This window comes from Mycobacterium cajalii (assembly GCF_045809005.2).
Classification (GTDB): Bacteria; Actinomycetota; Actinomycetes; order Mycobacteriales; family Mycobacteriaceae; genus Mycobacterium.
Genome location: NZ_CM141436.1, coordinates 894,526 through 912,492 on the forward strand (window position 1 = coordinate 894,526; position 17,967 = coordinate 912,492).

The 17,967-nt window shown below is 72.0% G+C and carries 18 protein-coding genes and 1 pseudogene; 8 read left to right on the forward strand and 11 right to left on the reverse strand.

The annotated features are described in order from the left end of the window. The first annotated feature begins 84 nt into the window (after positions 1–84). Positions 85–816 carry a DUF732 domain-containing protein gene (locus tag ACJ512_RS04255; RefSeq protein WP_407685195.1) on the forward strand — a complete coding sequence of 244 codons (732 nt, stop codon included), beginning with the start codon at positions 85–87 and terminating at the stop codon, positions 814–816. Between the two features lie 15 nt (positions 817–831). Here the strand turns inward: ACJ512_RS04255 and ACJ512_RS04260 are convergent, their stop codons facing one another. From ACJ512_RS04260 to fadD8, 11 genes and pseudogenes are all read right to left on the reverse strand, one after another. Continuing rightward, positions 832–2,184 carry a hypothetical protein gene (locus tag ACJ512_RS04260; protein WP_407685200.1) on the reverse strand — a complete coding sequence of 451 codons (1,353 nt, stop codon included), beginning with the start codon at positions 2,182–2,184 and terminating at the stop codon, positions 832–834. Positions 2,185–2,207: 23 nt separating this feature from the next. After that, positions 2,208–3,311, reverse strand: coding sequence for an o-succinylbenzoate--CoA ligase (menE, locus tag ACJ512_RS04265; RefSeq protein ID WP_407685194.1), 1,104 nt, complete (start codon positions 3,309–3,311; stop codon positions 2,208–2,210). A gap of 44 nt (positions 3,312–3,355) precedes the next feature. After that, positions 3,356–3,658 (reverse strand): DUF3349 domain-containing protein, encoded by a 303-nt coding sequence (locus ACJ512_RS04270; protein ID WP_407685193.1) that lies wholly within the window; start codon positions 3,656–3,658, stop codon positions 3,356–3,358. A gap of 55 nt (positions 3,659–3,713) precedes the next feature. Continuing rightward, positions 3,714–4,013, reverse strand: coding sequence for a hypothetical protein (locus ACJ512_RS04275; RefSeq protein ID WP_407685192.1), 300 nt, complete (start codon positions 4,011–4,013; stop codon positions 3,714–3,716). Further along, complete coding sequence (locus ACJ512_RS04280) at positions 4,010–5,257, reverse strand: inorganic phosphate transporter (RefSeq protein WP_407685191.1); 1,248 nt, start codon at positions 5,255–5,257, stop codon at positions 4,010–4,012. Before ACJ512_RS04280 ends, ACJ512_RS04275 begins: the two co-directional genes overlap by 4 nt. Before the next feature lie 97 nt (positions 5,258–5,354). Then, complete coding sequence (locus ACJ512_RS04285) at positions 5,355–5,762, reverse strand: VOC family protein (RefSeq protein WP_407685190.1); 408 nt, start codon at positions 5,760–5,762, stop codon at positions 5,355–5,357. A 46-nt stretch (positions 5,763–5,808) separates the two neighbouring features. Next, positions 5,809–6,705, reverse strand: coding sequence for an SDR family oxidoreductase (locus tag ACJ512_RS04290; protein ID WP_407685189.1), 897 nt, complete (start codon positions 6,703–6,705; stop codon positions 5,809–5,811). 29 nt (positions 6,706–6,734) lie between these two features. Further along, the gene (locus ACJ512_RS04295) at positions 6,735–7,637 is read right to left on the reverse strand and encodes a 1,4-dihydroxy-2-naphthoyl-CoA synthase (RefSeq protein ID WP_407685188.1); all 903 of its coding nucleotides are present in this window, start codon (positions 7,635–7,637) and stop codon (positions 6,735–6,737) included. Continuing rightward, positions 7,634–8,095, reverse strand: a complete 462-nt coding sequence (locus ACJ512_RS04300) for a nitroreductase family deazaflavin-dependent oxidoreductase (protein WP_407685187.1) — start codon at positions 8,093–8,095, stop codon at positions 7,634–7,636. The genes ACJ512_RS04295 and ACJ512_RS04300 overlap by 4 nt, the downstream gene beginning before the upstream one ends. A gap of 14 nt (positions 8,096–8,109) precedes the next feature. Next, a pseudogene (locus tag ACJ512_RS04305) lies at positions 8,110–8,700 on the reverse strand (aldo/keto reductase); the annotation flags it as partial. 150 nt (positions 8,701–8,850) lie between these two features. Next, positions 8,851–10,452 (reverse strand): fatty-acid--CoA ligase FadD8, encoded by a 1,602-nt coding sequence (fadD8, locus tag ACJ512_RS04310; protein ID WP_407685186.1) that lies wholly within the window; start codon positions 10,450–10,452, stop codon positions 8,851–8,853. A gap of 119 nt (positions 10,453–10,571) precedes the next feature. Between fadD8 and ACJ512_RS04315 the strand changes: the two genes are divergently transcribed. The 7 genes from ACJ512_RS04315 (at position 10,572) to ACJ512_RS04345 (ending at position 17,958) form a co-directional block, all read left to right on the forward strand. Continuing rightward, positions 10,572–12,173: an amidohydrolase gene (locus tag ACJ512_RS04315; RefSeq protein WP_407685185.1), complete on the forward strand. Its 1,602-nt coding sequence runs from the start codon at positions 10,572–10,574 to the stop codon at positions 12,171–12,173. Between the two features lie 50 nt (positions 12,174–12,223). Then, complete coding sequence (locus ACJ512_RS04320) at positions 12,224–13,138, forward strand: o-succinylbenzoate synthase (RefSeq protein ID WP_461480098.1); 915 nt, start codon at positions 12,224–12,226, stop codon at positions 13,136–13,138. A gap of 17 nt (positions 13,139–13,155) precedes the next feature. Beyond that, positions 13,156–13,683 (forward strand): hypothetical protein, encoded by a 528-nt coding sequence (locus ACJ512_RS04325; protein WP_407685183.1) that lies wholly within the window; start codon positions 13,156–13,158, stop codon positions 13,681–13,683. A 39-nt stretch (positions 13,684–13,722) separates the two neighbouring features. After that, the gene (locus ACJ512_RS04330; RefSeq protein ID WP_407685182.1) at positions 13,723–14,511 is read left to right on the forward strand and encodes an alpha/beta fold hydrolase; all 789 of its coding nucleotides are present in this window, start codon (positions 13,723–13,725) and stop codon (positions 14,509–14,511) included. A 32-nt stretch (positions 14,512–14,543) separates the two neighbouring features. Beyond that, positions 14,544–16,178 (forward strand): 2-succinyl-5-enolpyruvyl-6-hydroxy-3-cyclohexene-1-carboxylic-acid synthase, encoded by a 1,635-nt coding sequence (gene menD, locus ACJ512_RS04335; protein ID WP_407685181.1) that lies wholly within the window; start codon positions 14,544–14,546, stop codon positions 16,176–16,178. A gap of 10 nt (positions 16,179–16,188) precedes the next feature. Beyond that, entirely contained in the window at positions 16,189–16,737 is a 549-nt protein-coding gene (locus ACJ512_RS04340) for a DUF3592 domain-containing protein (protein WP_407685180.1), read from the forward strand. A gap of 69 nt (positions 16,738–16,806) precedes the next feature. Further along, entirely contained in the window at positions 16,807–17,958 is a 1,152-nt protein-coding gene (locus ACJ512_RS04345; protein WP_407685179.1) for a glycosyltransferase family 4 protein, read from the forward strand. The last annotated feature ends 9 nt before the right edge of the window (positions 17,959–17,967 follow it).

Here is a 17,967-nt window from a genome sequence, read left to right on the forward strand (position 1 = left end):
ACGAGGCTGACCAGTAGTCAAAGATGCGGTGTCGATCACCGTCCAGAGCCCGTTCGGCGACGGTCCCCGCGGAACGGAGTCTCGATGTCCACCACTACCACCGTCGCCGCCGTCACCAGTCACGCCGGCGCACTGGTCACGGCCCTCGTCGTGCTCACCGGCGGCGCCTCTCTGTCCGGCGGTGCGGCCGCGGCCGATCCGAACCAGGACGCGCAGTTTCTGGCGCTGCTCGACCAGGAACAGATCCCCGCACTCAAGGGCGTGCCCAGCCTCATCGCCACGGCCCACAAGGTCTGCCGCAAACTCGACGGCGGCATGACGGTGGACTCCCTCGTGGACGACATGAAGGACCATGCGCTCATCAACCCGTCCTGGCGCGGAGTCCCCGAGCGTCGCGTCATCTCCACCGTCACCCGGTTCATCACCGCGTCGGTCGAGGCCTACTGCCCGGGCGACCAGAGCAAGATCGTTTCCATCATGGTCTATGCCCCACCCGGACCGCATATTCCGACGCAGGCCGTCTCCCTGCGCACCCGGGTGCTTCCCCAGGGGGACCTCGCTCCCGACCCGCCGGAGATCCCGGTGCCACCGCCCCCGGACGCACCGACTCTGGTGCCGCCCAGGCCGATCGCGGTACCGCCTCCGCCGAAGCGGTCACCGCCACCGCCGAAAAAGACGCCGCCCCCGCCGAAGCAGTCACCGCCGGGTACCGCCGGCGGCGGCGCCGGCGGGCCCGGCGGCAACGAGGGCGGTGCGCCCGCGGATCCGTCACCGGCGCCGCCCCTGTCGCCGGGCTGGGTCAGGCTCGCACCGTGAGACGGGACCCGGCGCCTACCAGTTCGTGACGATGACGGTGTTGACCAGCAGTGCCCCGGCGGCGTTGAGCACCAGCCACACGCGATGCGACCGCAGCGGCAGCAGCGCGGGCGCGGCGGTGAGCCAGACCGTGAACGGCAGCCAGATCCGTTCCACCTCGGCCTTGCTCAGCGTGGTCGCGTCCGCACTGACGACGGCGAGCAGCATCGCCAGCAAAACCAGGTGGAATCCGCAGCGGCGCCGCAGCGCGGCCACGTCGAACACCCGGGTCAGCCCGGCCACGCTGCCCAGTCCGATCGCGCACACGACGCAGGCCAGGTTGGCCCACCACCAGTAGGCGAACGGCCGGTCCTTGGCAATGCCCTGCCAATAGCGTTGCTGGACAAGGGTATAACCCTCGAACCAGGAGAACCCCGCGACGGCGAACACCGCCACCACCGCCAGCGCCGCCGCGACGGCGGCACCCGAAGCCCGCAGCGCGGCCGGCCGCGCGGGCGCCGACACCAGCACCGCCAGCGCCGGCAGGCCCATCAACACCAGGCCGTAGCTGAGGAAGATTCCCCAGCCGAGCAGCAGTCCCGCGCCGGCGGCCGCCAGCGCGGGGAACCGGGCCGTCCCGTGCACCGCCACGGCCAGCAGGGCGAGACCCCACGCCGCGACGCCGGCGAAATATCCGTCGGCCGACACCGCCATCCAGATCGCCGTCGGGGCCACCGCGACGAACGGCGCGACCCGCCGCGCGGTCGGCTCGCCGGCCAGCGCGCGCACTGCGACGACCAGGGCCGCCGCCGCGCTCGAGCCGACCAGCAGGCACAGCAGGCCGGCCCAGGCGCCGCCGTGCAGGCCGATCCGGTCCAGCCACACGAACGTCAGCAGCGCACCCGGGGGATGGCCGGAAACGTGCGTCGTCCAGGAGTGCGGCTGGAAGTCGAGGATGCGGGCGGCGAACGTGCGCAGCGTGGCCGGGATGTCGGTGATGCCCGGCACGTCGTGCAGGTACTCGTCGCGGGTGGTCAACCGGCCGGCGAAGCCGCGCTGCCAGCCGTCGATCATCGCCAGCGCGAACGCCCACGAGCACGCGGCGGCCCAGGTGCCCAGCGTCAGCACGCGCCAGGAAAGGCGTTGCGCCACAGCGGGTCCCCACAGCACCGCGGCCACGGCCAGCAGGACGGCCGGCCCGGTGCCCCAGCCGGCGTGAATCTCCCACGCCCCGAAGATCGGCGCCGACCCGGCGTGCGTGGCGAATCGCTCCGGCCCGACCCCCAGCAGGGGTTTGACCCCCAGATGCAGGCGCGGCAGCACGAACGCCGCCAGCACCAGGGCGGCGCCGGCCGCGACCGCCACCGCCTCCCGGGCAAACTCCCCCAGCGCAGTCTTCACGGTCGACAAGCCTATTGACCGGGGGAGAACCGCCGCACCAGTGCCCGCCGGTCGAGCTTGCCGATGCCGCGGCGCGGCAGCGCGTCGACGACGTGCAGTTCGCGCGGCGCCGCGGTGGCGTCCAGGGTGCGCGCCACGTGCGCCCGCAAGGCCTCCAGCGTCGGCGGGGCGCAACCGTCGGCGGGCACCACCGCGGCGACCACACGCCGGCCCAGCCGGTCGTCGGGCAGGCCGAACACCGCGCACTCGCGCACGGCGGGGTGGGTGCCCAGCGCCGCCTCGACGGGCTGCGGCAGCACCGTCAGCCCGCCGGTGCTGATCGCGTCGTCGGCGCGGCCCAGCACGCTGAGCACGCCCGCGTCGTCGATGACGCCGAGGTCGTCGGTCCGGAACCAGCCGGGCTCGGCGAACGGGTCGGGCACGACCGGGTTGCGGTAGCCCTTCGCCAGCGTCGCGCCCCCGATGACGACGCGCCCGTCGCCGCTCACCCGCACCCGGACACCGTCGAGGGGGACGCCGTCGTACACGCAGCCGCCAGCGGTCTCGCTCATCCCGTAGGTGCGCACCACCGTGACGCCGGCGGCCGCCGCGGCGTCCAGCACCCGATCCGGTGCCGGTCCGCCGCCGAGCAGCACGGCGTCGAGGTCGGCGAGGGCGGCCGCGGCCGCCGGGTCGGCGAGCGCTTTGGCCAGCTGGGCGGCGACCAGCGAGGTGTAGCGGCGGCCGGGGCCCAGCCGCCCGATCGCGGCGGGCAGTTCGGCGGGTTCGAAGCCGGCGGAGACGTCGAGTTCGACGGGCTCCGCGCCGGCGAGCACGCTGCGCACCACCACCTGGATGCCGGCGATGTGATGCGGCGGCAGGGCCAGCAGCCAGGCGCCCGGCCCGCCGAGCCGGTCATGGGTGGCCGCCGCGCCGGCCCGCAGGGCGGCGGCGCTCAGCAGGGCGCCCTTGGGCGCACCGGTGGTGCCCGACGTGGTCGCGACGAGGGCGACGTCGTCGTCGATGGCTTCCCCGACCCGCAACGCGCGCAGCGCTTCCGGGTCGGGGTCGGCCGGCACGGCGAGGATCGCCGGACCGTGGCCGGCCAGGACGCGTTCCAGGGCGGGCAGCAGCACGGCGGCGGCGCGGCCCGCCGGGACGCCGAGTGCCCGCAGGACGGCTATGGGCGCGCTCCCGCGTCCTGCTCGTCGTCGAACGGCCAGCCCCGTTCGGCCAACCGGGCCCGCACCCGCTCGATGTCTGCCGGCGACGGCAGCTCGTCGGTGATCTGGGTGATCGCCACGCCGATGTCGATGTGGTCGAGCTCGTCGCGCTCGATCAGTTCGTTGGACACGGCAACGACCTCGTCATGGCTCAACCGGCGGGTCAGCAGCGCGAGGACCGCGAAGGTGTCGGTCGGTGGCACGCCCTCGGGGTAGCCGGCGCGTAGCCACGTCACGATCGAGCTGAGGAATCCGTTCACTGTGCAACCTGTTCCGGGCAGTGGGCTCGGCTTCGGCGGAGAACCGACTCCGATGCTACTTGGTCTTTGCTCCGAGGAACGGATACCCGGTGTGGTGCGCGATGAAATCCCGGGAGATGTACGCCAGAGCGAGCAGGATCACCGCGACCACCAGCGCGTAGATCGCCCACGCGAGCGCGGTCAGCGCCGGGTTGCGCTGCGGGGCGGCGCCGTTGGTGCGTACTTCCCCGGCGCCCATGGCGTGCAGCCGCAGCCCGACGGCGAACAGCCCGGGCAGGGCGGCGCCGGCCAGCATGCTGAACACCAGGATCTTCAGGGACGCCTCGTAGTTGAACCACGCGCTGAACCCGCTCATGACAGGTTCCCCGCACCGACCGTGGGGTCGTCGGAGCCGGAGCGGGGCGTCGCCCCGTTGCCGGTCGGGGGTATCACGTCGGTCGGCGGCGGAATCTCCTCGGCGGCGTCCAGGCCGGCGGTCAGGCTGCCCTCCCATTCGGCGTTGACGTTCTTGGGGTCGACCTTGACCTTGCGCGACCGGACGTAGATGACGGCCGAGACGGCGACCAGCAGCCCGAAGCCGATGATCGCGCCGGGGTAGCCCCCGATGAGGTGGACGATCCAGTAGGTCACCGCGCCGACGAGCCCGGCCAGCGGGAGGGTGACCAGCCACGCGACCACCATCCGGCCGGCCACGCCCCAGCGCACCACCCCGCCGGGCTTGCCGAGCCCGCTGCCCAGCACCGAACCGGTGCAGACCTGCGTCGTCGACAGCGCGTAGCCGAAATGGGTGGACAGCAGGATGACCGCGGCCGAGGATGACTCGGCGGCCATGCCCTGCGGCGACTGGATCTCGACCAGCCCCTTGCCCAGCGTGCGGATGATCCGCCAGCCGCCCAGGTAGGTACCCGTCGCCATGGCGAGGGCGCAACTGACGATGACCCACAGCGGTGGCATCGAGGCGCTCTTGCTGACCGACCCGTACGACATCAGCCCCAGGAAGATGATGCCCATCGTCTTCTGGGCGTCGCCGGTGCCGTGCGCCAGCGAGACCAGCGACGCGGAGCCCCACTGGCCGTAGCGGAACCCCGACTCGGTGCGCTCGGAGCCGACGCCGCGGGTGAGCCGATAGACCAGCCAGGTTGCTATCGCCCCGACGGCGATGGCCAGGATCGCGGCGACGACGGCCGGGATGAGTACCTTGGACACCACGCCCTGCCAGAGCACCCCGTGCGCGCCCACCGCGGCGATCGCGGCACCGACGATGCCGCCGACCAGCGCGTGCGAGGAACTCGACGGGATGCCGAGCAGCCAGGTCATCAGGTTCCAGACGATGCCTCCGACCAGGCCGGCGAACACCAGCTCCAGCGTCACGATGTGCCCGTCGATCAGCCCCTTGGCGATCGTGGCGGCGACCGCGGTGGACATGAAGGCGCCCACCAGGTTGAGCACCGCCGACAGCCCGACGGCGACCTTGGGCGCCAGGGCTCCACTGGCGATCGAGGTCGCCATGGCGTTGCCGGTGTCGTGGAAGCCGTTCGTGAAATCGAAAGCGAGTGCCGTGATTACGACAATGATCAAGAGGAACAGTTGGATGTCCACAGCGCCTGATTCTCGTAGTGGGGGGATTGCATTGTCGAATGGAGGAAGACCGCAAATGTGGGTGTACCTTGAGTCGTCGCCATAAGTTACCTCGTCGTTAATCTGACTTGGGCTCCCGTTCACCACGGGTGTCGCGGCGAAGCGGATGCTCAGGCGGGATTTCGACGAAGATCAGCGTGATCCCGTCCGGGTCGGTCACGTGCATCTCGTGCAGGCCCCACGGTTCCTGGCGCGCCTCGCGAGCAATCATCACGCCGCGGGACTCCAACTCTGCCTGGGTTGCGCGGACGTCGCGGACCTGGAGCCACAGCGCGCCGGGAAACGGGCCCCGCGAATGATCCGGCGAGCCGAAGCCGGCAAGCTCCAGCAGCGACTGGCCGGCGAAAAACACTGTGCCCGCACCATATTCGCGGAAGATCGCCAGCCCGATGCGGTCCCGGTAGAAGCTCAGCGAACGCTCGTAGTCCGCCGGTCGGAGCAGCATCCGGCTGGCCAGGATCTCCATGGCGTTGTGTCTATCACGTTCGCGTCGCCGCGGCGATGGCCTTGGGTCAGTTCCCGGCCGGGCGGTTGGGCTGGAGGCTCTGCCGCTGCATGAGGGCGTTGACCCAGCGCGGGCCGATGGTGTCGAGCGCCTTGGCCGCGAGCGCCATCCGCGGCGCGATCCGCACCGGCCGGGTGCGCGCCGCGGTGATCATCCACTCGGCGGCCTCCTGCGAGGTCAGCGCGGGGACCCCCTCGTAAGCCTTCGTCGGGGCGATCATCGGCGTGGCCACCAACGGGTAGTACAGCGTCGTCGAATGCACGCCCCGGTGGCCCCACTCGGTTTCGACCACCCGGCTCACCATCGACAGCGCGGCCTTGGAGGCGTTGTACACCGCGAACAGCGGCGAGGCCTCCGACAGCACGCCCCACGTCGAGACGTTGATGACGTGGCCGTCGCCGCGCTCGAGCATCCCGGGCGCCAAACCGCGGATCAGCCGCAGCGGCGCGTAGTAGTTGAGCACCATGGTCCGCTCGACGTCGTGCCAGCGTTCCAGCGACTCGGCCAGCGGGCGGCGGATGGACCGGGCGGCGTTGTTGACCAGGATGTCGATCCCGCCGAGGCGCTGCTCGACGTCGGCGACCAGCGCGTCGACGGCGTCCATGTCCGAGACGTCGCAGGGCATCGCCAGCGCGGTGCCTTCGGCGGCGGTGATCCGCTCGGCCAGCGCGTCCAGCAGCTCCCGGCGGCGGGCGGCGACGACCACGGTGGCGCCGAGGCGGGCGAACCGCTCGGCCGCGGCCTCCCCGATGCCCGAGGACGCCCCGGTGATCAGGATCCGCTTGCCGGCCAGTTCGATCGGCTTGATCGCGGGCCGGTTGACCAACACCTGCGGCGCGGCGGGTGGTCGCATGGTGGCCAGCACGAGCTGGTCGGTGAGGCGGCGAAGCGGGCTTTTGCTCATCGAGGCGAGTCTAGGTGGTGGGCTGCCGCTCAGAAGTACCGCGGGAACGGGCTCCAGTCCGGGGGGCGCTTCTGCAGAAACGCGTCGCGGCCCTCGACGGCCTCGTCGGTCATGTACGCCAGCCGCGTCGCCTCGCCGGCGAACAGTTGCTGGCCCACCAGCCCGTCGTCGAGCAGGTTGAACGCGAACTTCAGCATGCGTTGGGCCTGGGGCGATTTCGCGTTGATCTCCGACGCCCACTGCACGGCCACGCGTTCGAGTTCGGCATGGTCGACGACCTCGTTGACCGCGCCCATGTGGTGCATCTGCTCGGCGGTGTACGTGCGGCCCAGGAAGAAGATCTCGCGGGCGAACTTCTGGCCCACCTGGCGGGCCAGGTACGCGCTGCCGTAGCCGCCGTCGAAACTGCCGACGTCGGCGTCGGTCTGCTTGAAGCGGGCATGCTCGCGGCTGGCCAGGGTGAGGTCGCAGACCACGTGCAGGCTGTGCCCCCCACCGGCCGCCCACCCGTTGACCAGGCAGATGACGACCTTGGGCATGAACCGGATCAGCCGCTGCACCTCGAGGATGTGCAGCCGGCCCGCGCGGGCGGCATCGACGGTGTCGGCGGTCTCGCCGGAGGCGTACTGGTAGCCGGATCGTCCCCGGATGCGCTGGTCGCCACCCGAGCAGAAGGCCCAGCCGCCGTCCTTCGGGGACGGGCCGTTGCCCGTCAGCAGCACCACGCCGACGTCGGGCGACATCCGGGCGTGGTCGAGCGCGCGATAGAGCTCGTCGACGGTGTGCGGCCGGAACGCGTTGCGCACCTCGGGCCGGTTGAACGCCACCCGCACGGTGGCGTCGGTGACGTGGCGGTGGTAGGTGATGTCGGTCAGGTCGCCGAAGCCGCTGATCGGCCGCCACGCCTGTGCGTCAAAGGGGTTGTCGCTCATGCTCGTAGCGGATCGAGCCGGAAGACGGCGCAGCGCCCGGCCAGCGCCTCGAACTCCTCGGGGCGCCCGTCGGTGACCAGCCCGGAGCGCCTCATGAAACCGACACCGGTGGGCACCTCGGTGGGGAACGCCCGCAGCACCGGCCCGGCGTCCTCGGCGGACAGTTCCACCATCCGGACCCGCTCGCTGCGGCGGCCCCGTTGCAAGGTGGCTTCGCGCGCGGCCCGGGCGTTGCGAACCCAGTCGGCGCCGGGGAAGCCGCCGACGACGTAGCGCTTGTCGTCCAGCGTCATCGGGGTGACCGGCGTCGACCGCGGGGCCCCGGTCTTGCGGCCCGGGACGGTCAGCACGACCGGGCTCTCCCCGCCGAAGCTCAGCCCGAGCCGCGACATCAGGATGAAGGCCTTGTTCGCCGGCTTCAGCCACCGGGGCGGCTTGAGGGGTTCTGCACCTGCCATGCCTGACACAGTAGTCAGGCGTTCGGCGCCTCCACCGCGTCCAGCCGGGCGATCGCGTCGGAGCTCAGGGTGACGCCGCCGGCGCCGAGGTTCTCCTCGAGGTGCGCGATCGAGCGCGTGCCGGGGATCAGCAGCGTGTTCGTCGACCGGGCCAGCAGCCACGCCAGCCCCACCTGAGAGCCCGTGACGCCGAGCTCGGCGGCGATCTCGGCGACCACCGCGTCGTCGGCGACCTTGGGGAACCCGGGGAACGCCGAGCCGAGCGGGAAGTACGGCACCCAGGCGATGCCTTCGTCCGCGCAGAAGTCGACCATCTCCTCCTGCGAGCGGTCCAGCAGGCTGTAGGCGTTCTGCACGCAGGCGATCCCCGCCGGCAGCGCGCGCCGCAGCACGTCGAGGGGCACGCTGCTGATCCCGATCGCGCCGACCTTGCCCTCGTCGCGCAGCGCGATCATCTCGGCCAGCTGGTCGTCGAGGTCGACGACCTGGTCGCCCTCCGCGCGCACGCCCGGGCCGAGGTCCATGCGCCGCAGGTTCACCACCGGCACGCAGTCGAGGCCGAGCTGGCACAGGTCGTCCTCGACCGCGGCGCGCAGCTCGGCGGGCCAGCAGTTCGCCGGAGCAGACGGGCCGCATGCTCGACCTGCTGATCGCGGGGGTGGCCACTACCTAGGCCGGCGCCCCGCCGCGACAGCCCCGCCAGCCGGGCGCCCGCCCGCGAGGGCCCCGCCGGCCGGGCGCTCGAGGCCCAGAAACTAGCCGACCGCGCGGCCGGCGCCCTCCCAGAACCGGGCCCGCACGGCCTTCTTGTCCGGCTTGCCCAGCGCTGTCACCGGCACCGACTCGACGACGATCACCTGCTTGGGCGACTGCACCGAACCCTTGCGCTCCTTGACCGCGGACTGGATCTCGACCGTCACCCGCGCCACCGACTCCGCGTCGCAGGGATGGTCGGGCCGCAGCACGATCACCGCGGTGACGGCCTCGCCCCACTTCTCGTCCGGCGTGCCGATCACGCACACCTGCGCGACGGCCGGGTGCTCGGCGACGACGTCCTCGACCTCGCGCGGGAACACGTTGAACCCGCCGGTGACGATCATGTCCTTGACCCGGTCGACGATGAACCAGAAGCCGTCGGAGTCCTCGCGGGCCATGTCGCCGGTGTGCAGCCAGCCGCCGGAGAACGTCTTGGCCGTCTCCTCCGGCAGGTTCCAGTAGCCGCCGGACAGCAGCGGCCCGGACACGCAGATCTCGCCGACCTCGCCCTGCGGCACCGGGTTGCCGTCCGCGTCCAGCAGCGCGGTGCGGGCGAACAGGGTGGGCCGCCCGCAGGAGGTGAGCCGCTTCTCGTCGTGGTCCTTCTTGGCCAGATACGAGATCACCATCGGGGCCTCGGACTGCCCGTAGTACTGGGCAAAGATCGGCCCGAAGCGGCGGATGGCCTCGGCCAGCCGCACCGGGTTCATCGCCGAGGCGCCGTAGTAGACCGTCTCCAGCGAGGACAGGTCGCGGGTGTGCGAATCCGGGTGGTCCATCAGCGCGTAGATCATCGACGGCACCAGCATGGTCGCGGTGATCTTCTGCTCCTCGATCACCCGCAGCACCTCGGCCGGGTCGAACTTGGTCAGCACGACCAGCTCGCCGCCCTTGATGATCGTCGGCACGAAGAACGCCGCCCCGGCATGCGACAGCGGGGTGCACATCAAAAAGCGCGGGTTTTCCGGCCACTCCCACTCGGCAAGCTGGATCGTGGTCATCGTGGTGATCGACTGCGCGGTGCCCAGCACGCCCTTGGGCTTGCCGGTGGTGCCGCCGGTGTAGGCCATCCCGCCGATGTGGTCGGGCGGAAGGTCGGCCGCCACCAACGGCTTCGGCGGATACTTCGCGGCCTCGGCCACCAGGTCCACCGCGGCATCGCCCAGGGCTTCGGGGACCGGGCCGATGGTCAGGACCTGCTTGAGGTCGGGCACCTTCTCCAGCAGGCCCAGCGCCCGCTCGACGAACATCGGGTTGGGGTCGATGATCAGCGACGTCACGCCGGCGTCGCCCAGCACGTAGGCGTGGTCGTCCAGGGAGCCCAGCGGGTGCAGCGCCACGCGCCGGTAACCCTGGGTCTGGCCGGCGCCGATGATCATCAGCACCTCGGGCCGGTTCAGCGACAGCAGCCCGACGGTCGCGCCGGTGCCCGCACCGAGCGCCTCGAACGCCTGAATGTACTGGCTGATCCGCTCGGCGAGCTGTCCACCGGTCAGCGTGGTGTCGCCGAGATGCAGCACCGGCTTGTCCTTGTTGCGCTTGAGCGCACCGACGGTCAGGTGTCCGGAATGAATGGGATGGCGTAGCAGATCATCACCCATGGCGTCGCTCCTCCTCATCGCATCGCTTTCGCATCGTCGCCGACGCGACCCATGGGCCAAGACTAGAACGTGTTGCAATTCCGGTCAGCCACACCCTCACAGCACTACGATCCCTGCACATGGCGCACGCTGATCTGGTCTTCACCGGAACCGTACTGACCGTCGACGAGTCGCGGCCCACCGCCGAGGCCCTCGCCGTCGCCGACGGCCGCATCGTCGCCGTCGGGACCCGTGCCGAGGTGGCCGCGCTCGTCGGCGCCGGCACGACGACGATCGACCTCGGTGACGGCTGCGTCATGCCGGGATTCGTCGAGGCGCACGGTCATCCGCTGATGGAGGCCCTGGCGCTGTCGGACCGGATCGTCGACATCCGGCCGGTGACGGTGCGCGACGCCGACGACGTCGTGGCCGCGGTCCGCCGCGAGGCCGCCGCCAGGGGCGCGGCCGGCGCCTACCTGAGCGGCTGGGACCCGCTGCTGCAACCCGGCCTGCCCGAGCCGACGGCGGCCTGGCTCGACGACACGGCACCCGAGGGGCCGCTGGTGATCGTCCACAACTCCGGGCACAAGGCCTATTTCAACTCGGCCGCCGCGCGCAACGCCGGGCTCACCCACGCCACCCCCGACCCGAAGGGCGCCCGCTACGGCCGCGGCGCCGACGGCGAACTCGACGGCAGCGCCGAGGAGATCGGCGCGGTGTTCCCGCTGCTGGCCGGGGCCATCGAGCCCGAGAGCTACCCGCAGATGCTGCGCGACGAATGCGCGCGGCTCAACCGCGCCGGGCTGACCACCTGCTCGGACATGGCGTTCGACCCCGCGTTCGCGCCGTTGCTCGCCCAACAGCACGACGAGCTGACCGTGCGGCTGCGCACCTACGAGATGTCCACGCCGCAGATGTCGACGGCCGCGACGCCCGGGCAGGGCGACGACCTGGTGCGCCAGGTCGGCATCAAGATCTGGGTGGACGGCTCGCCGTGGATCGGCAACATCGCGCTGAGCTTCCCCTACCTGGACACCGCCGCCACCCGCACGATCGGTGCCGCCGGTTCCTGCGGGCACGCCAACTACACGCGCGAGCAGCTGGCCGAGATCGTCGGCGCCTACTTCCCGCTGGGCTGGCAGATGGCCTGCCACGTGCACGGCGACGCCGGCGTGGACACCATCCTCGACGTGTACGAGGAGGCGCTGCAACGCAATCCGCGCCCCGACCACCGACTGCGGCTCGAACACGTCGGCGCCATCCGCCCCGACCAGCTCCAAAGGGCAGCCGACCTCGGCGTCACCTGCAGCATCTTCGTCGACCACATCCACTACTGGGGCGACGTCATCGTCGACGGCCTGTTCGGCGAGGAGCGCGGATCCCGTTGGATGCCTGCGGGTTCCGCGGTGGCCACCGGCATGCGCATCTCGCTGCACAACGACCCGCCGGTCACCCCCGAGGAGCCGCTGCGCAACATCGGCGTGGCCGTGACGCGCACCGCGCCGTCCGGCCGGGTGCTTGGGCCGCAGGAGTGTCTCACCGTCGAGCAGGCCATCCGCGCGCAGACCCTCGACGCCGCCTGGCAACTGTTCGCCGACGACGTGACCGGTTCGCTCCAGGTCGGCAAGTACGCCGACCTGGTGGTGCTGTCGGCCGACCCCCGCACGGTGCCACCGGAGCGCATCGCCGACCTGGAGGTGCGCGCGACGTATCTGGCGGGCCGCCGGGTCTACGGCCGGTGAGGCCACCCCTACAGGACCTGCTGGACCGCCTGCACGTCGTCGCGTTGCCGATGCGGGTCCGGTTCCGCGGCATCACCACCCGCGAGGTCGCGCTGATCGAGGGGCCCGCCGGGTGGGGGGAGTTCGGGGCGTTCCCCGAATACGGGCCTTCCGAGGCGGCCGCCTGGCTGGCGTCGGGCATCGAGGCCGCCTACCGCGAGCCGCCGCCGCTGCGGCGCGACCGCGTGCCGATCAACGCCACCGTGCCGGCCGTCGGGCCGGCAGAGGTGCCCGGCGTGCTGGCCCGGTTCCCCGGGGCGCGCACGGCCAAGGTGAAGGTCGCCGAGCCCGGGCAGACGCTGGCCGACGACGTCGCCCGGGTCAACGCCGTGCGCGAACTCGTCCCCGTCGTGCGGGTGGACGCCAACGGCGGCTGGACCGTCGAGGAGGCCGCCGCCGCCGCGGCCGCGCTGAGCGCCGACGGCCCGCTGGAATACCTCGAACAACCCTGCGCCACGGTCGACGAGCTCGCGGCGCTGCGCCGCCGGCCAGACATGCCACGCGTGCCGATCGCCGCCGACGAGAGCATCCGCAAGGCCGACGACCCGCTGGCCGTGGTCCGCGCCCGCGCCGCCGACATCGCCGTGCTCAAAGTCGCCCCGCTGGGCGGGATTTCGGCGCTGCTGGACATCGCCGCGCAGATCGACATCCCGGTCGTGATCTCCAGCGCACTGGATTCGGCGGTGGGCATCGGCCACGGCCTGATGGCGGCGGCGGCGCTGCCGCACCTGCATCACGCCTGCGGGCTGGGCACCGGCGGGCTGTTCGTGGAAGACGTGGCGGACGTCGCCCCGCCCGTCGACGGCTTCCTGCCCGCCGGGCCGGTCACGCCGGATCCGGCGCGGCTGCGGACGCTGGCCGCGCCGCCCGGGCGGCGGCAGTGGTGGGTCGACCGGATCGGGGCCTGTTATCGATTGCTGGCCTGATCGGTAGCGTGAGGGCCGTGGAAAATGTGGCGGGGAACACCCGCACCGAGACCGGGGCCACCGCGCTGCGCATCGTGTTCGGCGTGGCCTGGGCGATCGACGCCTGGCTGAAGTGGCAGCCGGGCTTCCGCGCCACCATGCTGCCGAGCATGGTCGCCACCGCGCAGGGCGAGCCGCACTGGCTGAGGCCGTGGTTCGACCTCTGGATCCATCTGATGCAACCCGCCCCGGGCCTGTGGGTGGATCTCATCGCGCTGACCGAGACGGGGATCGCGGTCCTGCTGTTGACCGGTCTCGCCCGTCGCGCCGTCTACCTCGGCGGCGCGCTCTACAGCCTGAGCATCTGGTCGACGGCCGAGGGGTTCGGCGGGCCGTACACCGCCACCTCGGGCGCGACCGACGTCGGGACGTCGATCATCTACGTGCTCGTATTCCTGGCCCTGCTGGTGAAACTCGAGCACGGGCTCGACCGTCGCCTGGCGCTGGACATCCCGATCGCGCGCCGCGTCCCCTGGTGGCATCACGTGGCCGGACCCTCGGTGTAGCGGACAGCCGCGCACCCGGGCACCTGTACCGTCGTGCGGGTGATCAACCTGGCTTACGACGACCGCGGCTCCGGGGAAGCCGTCGTCTTCATCTCCGGCCGTGGCGGCCCCGGACGCACCTGGCTGCCGCATCAGGTGCCGGCGTTTCTGGAAGCGGGCTACCGGGTCATCACCTTCGACAACCGCGGGATCGGCGCCACCGAGAACGCCGAGGGGTTCACCACCCAGACCATGGTCGCCGACACCGCCGCGCTGATCGAGTCGCTGGACGCCGCGCCGGCGCGCATCGTCGGGGTTTCGATGGGCTCGTTCATCGCCCAGGAGCTGATGGTGGTCCGGCCGGAGCTGGTCAGCTCCGCGGTGCTGATGGCCACCCGCGGACGCCTCGACCAAGCCCGCCAGTTCTTCCACGACGCCGAGATCGAGCTGTACGAGTCGGGGGCCCAGCTGCCGCCCTCCTACGACGCGCGCTCACGTTTGCTGGAGAGCTTCTCCCGCAAGACGATCAACGACGACGAGGCCGTGGCCGACTGGATCGCGATGTTCTCCACCTGGCCGATCAAGCAGACCCCGGGGCTGCGCTGCCAGCTGGACGTCTCCCCGCAGACCAACCGGTTGCCCGCGTACCGCAGCGTCGCCGCCCCGGTGCTGGTGATCGGCTTCGCCGACGACGTGGTCACCCCGCCCTATCTGGGCCGCGAGGTGGCCGACGCCCTGCCCAACGGCCGGTACCTGCAGGTCCCCGACGCCGGCCACCTCGGCTTCCTGGAGCGGCCGCAGGCCGTCAACTCCGCGGCGCTGCAGTTCTTCGCCGGCGTCAAGGTCTGAGCGCGCCGTCGCCGGTGTGACACCCTGTATGGGTGAACCCCTCGACGACCCAGGCCCGCGTCGTCGTTGACGAGCTGATCCGCGGCGGCGTCCGCGATGTCGTGCTGTGTCCCGGGTCGCGCAACGCCCCGCTGGCGTTCGCCCTGCAGGACGCCGACCGCGCCGGCCGGGTCCGGTTGCACGTCCGCATCGACGAACGCACGGCCGGCTATCTGGCCATCGGCCTGGCGATCGCCGCCGGCGCGCCGGTGTGCGTCGCGATGACGTCGGGCACCGCCGTGGCGAACCTGGGCCCGGCGGTGGTCGAGGCCAACTACGCCCGGGTGCCGCTGATCGTGCTCTCGGCCAACCGGCCCTACGAACTGCTGGGCACCGGGGCCAACCAGACCATGGAGCAGCTGGGCTACTTCGGCACCCAGGTGCGCGCCGCCATCAGCCTGGGCCTGGCCGAGGACGCGCCCGAGCGGCTGGACGCGCTCAACGCCACCTGGCGCTCGGCGACCTGCCGGGTGCTGGCGGCCGCCACCGGGTCGCGCACCGCCAATGCCGGTCCCGTGCAGTTCGACATCCCGCTGCGCGAGCCCCTGGTGCCCGACGCCGAACCCCGGGCGGTGACCGCGCCGGGCCGGCCCGGCGGGAAGCCGTGGACCTACACGCCGCCGGTGACGTTCGACCAGCCGCTGGACATCGACCTGTCACCCGACACGGTCGTCATCGCCGGGCACGGCGCGGGCGTGCATCCCAACCTGGACCAGTTGCCGACCGTCGCCGAGCCGACCGCCCCACCGGCCGCCAATCCGCTGCACCCGCTGGCGCTGCCGCTGCTGCTCCCCAAGCAGGTGATCATGCTCGGCCGCCCGACCCTGCACCGGCCGGTGTCGGCCCTGCTGGCCGACCCGCAGGTGCCGGTGTACGCGCTGACCACCGGGCCGCGCTGGCCGGACGTGTCCGGCAACTCGCAGGCCACCGGCACCCGGGCGGTCACCACCGGAGCGCCGCACCCGGCGTGGCTGCGGCGCTGCGCGGAGGTGAACCGGCACGCGAGCCAGGCCGTGCGCGGTCAGCTCAAGACGCACCCGCTCACCACCGGCCTGCACGTGGCCGCCGCGGTGGCCGACGCGCTGCGGCCGGGCGACCAGCTGGTGCTCGGCGCCTCCAACCCGGTCCGCGATGCGGCCCTCGTCGGCCTGCACCCGCGCGGCATCCGGGTGCGCTCCAACCGCGGGGTCGCCGGCATCGACGGCACCGTCTCCACCGCGATCGGGGCCGCTTTGGCATTCGAGGCGGCACACGAGGGGCGCACGATCGCCCTGATCGGCGACCTGACCTTCGTCCACGACAGCTCCGGGCTGCTGATCGGGCCCACCGAGCCGACGCCGCAGCGCCTGACCATCGTGGTGTCCAACGACAACGGGGGCGGCATCTTCGAGCTGCTCGAGCAGGGCGACCCCAGGTTCTCCGACGTGTCGTCGCGGGTGTTCGGCACCCCGCACGACGTCGACGTGGGCGCACTGTGCCGGGCTTACCACGTCGAGAGCCGCCAGATCGAGGTCGGGGAGCTCGACGCGGCCCTCGACGAACCCGCGGCGGGCATGCGCGTGCTCGAGGTCAAGGCGGACCGGTCCTCGCTGCGTGGCCTGCACGCCGCCATCAAGGCCGCGCTGTGAGCCCGGTGCGATGCCGGACACCCTGACCTCGGGGAAGGCGGTGCTGCGCATCCTGATCCACGGCCGCAGCGACGAACCGCCGAAGACCCGGGCCCGCGTCGTGCTGCGGTGGGCGCGCATCGCGGTGCTGATCGTGGCCGGTCTGGTCACGCTGCAGTCGGTGCTGCTGGTGGCCGGCGCCTGGCGCGACGACCTGGCGATCCGGCACAACATGGGGGTGGCGCAGGCCGAGGTGCTCAGCGCCGGGCCGCGGCGCTCCACGATCGAGTTCGTCACCCCCGAGCGGGTCACCTACCGGCCCGAGCTCGGTGTGCTGTACCCGTCCGAGTTGTCGACGGGCATGCGCATCTACGTCGAATACAACAAGAACGACCCGAACCTGGTCCGGGTGCAGCACCGCAACGCCGGGCTGGCGATCATCCCGGCGGGTTCCATCGCGGTGGTCGGCTGGCTGGTCGCGACGGCGCTGCTGATCGGTCTGGCGGTGCTGGACAAACGGCTGGACCGGCGCCCCGGGACCGGCCCCGAGGGGGCGCCGTCGGCCGTGTCAGGGTCGTGAGCAGCAGATTTCAAACGACGTATGCCCGTCGGCAACCTAATCGACAGTCGGCCCTGACACTATCGTGACGTGCGCGTTGCGATCGTCGCCGAATCCTTCCTCCCGCATGTCAACGGTGTCAGCAACTCGGTGATCCGGGTGCTCGAGCACCTGCGCAGGACGGGGCACGAGGCCCTCGTCATCGCACCCGACACCCCGCCGGGTGAGCCCCCCGCCGAGCGCATTCACGACGGGATCCGGGTGCATCGGGTGCCGTCGCGGATGTTCCCGAAGGTGACCACGCTGCCGCTCGGGGTCCCCACCCCCCGCATGGTGCGCACCCTGCGCGGGTTCGACCCCGACGTCATCCACCTGGCCTCGCCGGCGCTGATCGGCTACGGCGGGGTGCGGGCCGCGCGCCGTCTCGGGGTGCCGGCCGTCGCGGTCTACCAGACCGACGTCCCGGGTTTCGCGGCGAGCTACGGCATGGGCATCACCACCCGGGCGGCGTGGGCGTGGTTCCGGCACCTGCACGGCCTGGCCGACCGCACCCTGGCCCCCTCCAGCGCCACGATGGAGTCGCTGGTGGCCCAGCGCATCCCGCGGGTGCACCAGTGGGCGCGCGGGGTCGACATCATCCGCTATGCGCCCTCGGCGCGTGACGAGGCGCTGCGGCGGCGCTGGTCGCCGCAGGGCAAGCCGATCGTGGGGTTCGTGGGCCGGCTCGCGCCGGAAAAGCACGTCGAGCGCCTCGCCGCGTTGGCCGCCGGCGGCCAGGTGCAGCTCGTCATCGTCGGCGACGGCGTCGACGAGGCCAAACTGCGCTCGGCGATGCCGACGGCGTTGTTCACCGGTGCGCTCTACGGCGCGGACCTCGCCGCGGCCTACGCCAGCATGGACGTCTTCGTGCACACCGGCGAACACGAGACGTTCTGTCAGGTCGTGCAAGAAGCGCTGGCGTCGGGGCTGCCGGTGATCGCCCCCGACGCCGGCGGCCCGCGTGATCTCGTCACGCCGTGCCGCACCGGATTGCTGCTGCCCGTCAACGAGTTCGAGGCCAGGCTGCCCGCCGCCGTCGCGCATCTGCTCGCCGAACGGCAGCGCTACGCGCAGGCGGCCCGGCGCAGCGTGCTGCACCGCAGCTGGCCGGTCATCTGTGACGAGCTGCTCGGCCACTACGAGGCGGTGCTGTCGCCGTTCGCCCGGGCGCAGTTGTCCGCACGCCGGAGGCGGCGCGCGTAACGCCCGCCG

What these genes read in the sequence shown, in the direction of transcription:
- ACJ512_RS04255 (WP_407685195.1), top strand. Translation starts at nt 85, where the DNA reads ATGTCCACCACTACCACCGTCGCCGCCGTCACCAGTCACGCCGGCGCA.
- ACJ512_RS04275 (WP_407685192.1), bottom strand. Translation starts at nt 4,013, where the DNA reads ATGAGCGGGTTCAGCGCGTGGTTCAACTACGAGGCGTCCCTGAAGATC.
- ACJ512_RS04285 (WP_407685190.1), bottom strand. Translation starts at nt 5,762, where the DNA reads ATGGAGATCCTGGCCAGCCGGATGCTGCTCCGACCGGCGGACTACGAG.
- ACJ512_RS04290 (WP_407685189.1), bottom strand. Translation starts at nt 6,705, where the DNA reads ATGAGCAAAAGCCCGCTTCGCCGCCTCACCGACCAGCTCGTGCTGGCC.
- ACJ512_RS04295 (WP_407685188.1), bottom strand. Translation starts at nt 7,637, where the DNA reads ATGAGCGACAACCCCTTTGACGCACAGGCGTGGCGGCCGATCAGCGGC.
- ACJ512_RS04300 (WP_407685187.1), bottom strand. Translation starts at nt 8,095, where the DNA reads ATGGCAGGTGCAGAACCCCTCAAGCCGCCCCGGTGGCTGAAGCCGGCG.
- fadD8 (WP_407685186.1), bottom strand. Translation starts at nt 10,452, where the DNA reads ATGGGTGATGATCTGCTACGCCATCCCATTCATTCCGGACACCTGACC.
- ACJ512_RS04315 (WP_407685185.1), top strand. Translation starts at nt 10,572, where the DNA reads ATGGCGCACGCTGATCTGGTCTTCACCGGAACCGTACTGACCGTCGAC.
- ACJ512_RS04320 (WP_461480098.1), top strand. Translation starts at nt 12,224, where the DNA reads ATGCGGGTCCGGTTCCGCGGCATCACCACCCGCGAGGTCGCGCTGATC.
- ACJ512_RS04340 (WP_407685180.1), top strand. Translation starts at nt 16,189, where the DNA reads ATGCCGGACACCCTGACCTCGGGGAAGGCGGTGCTGCGCATCCTGATC.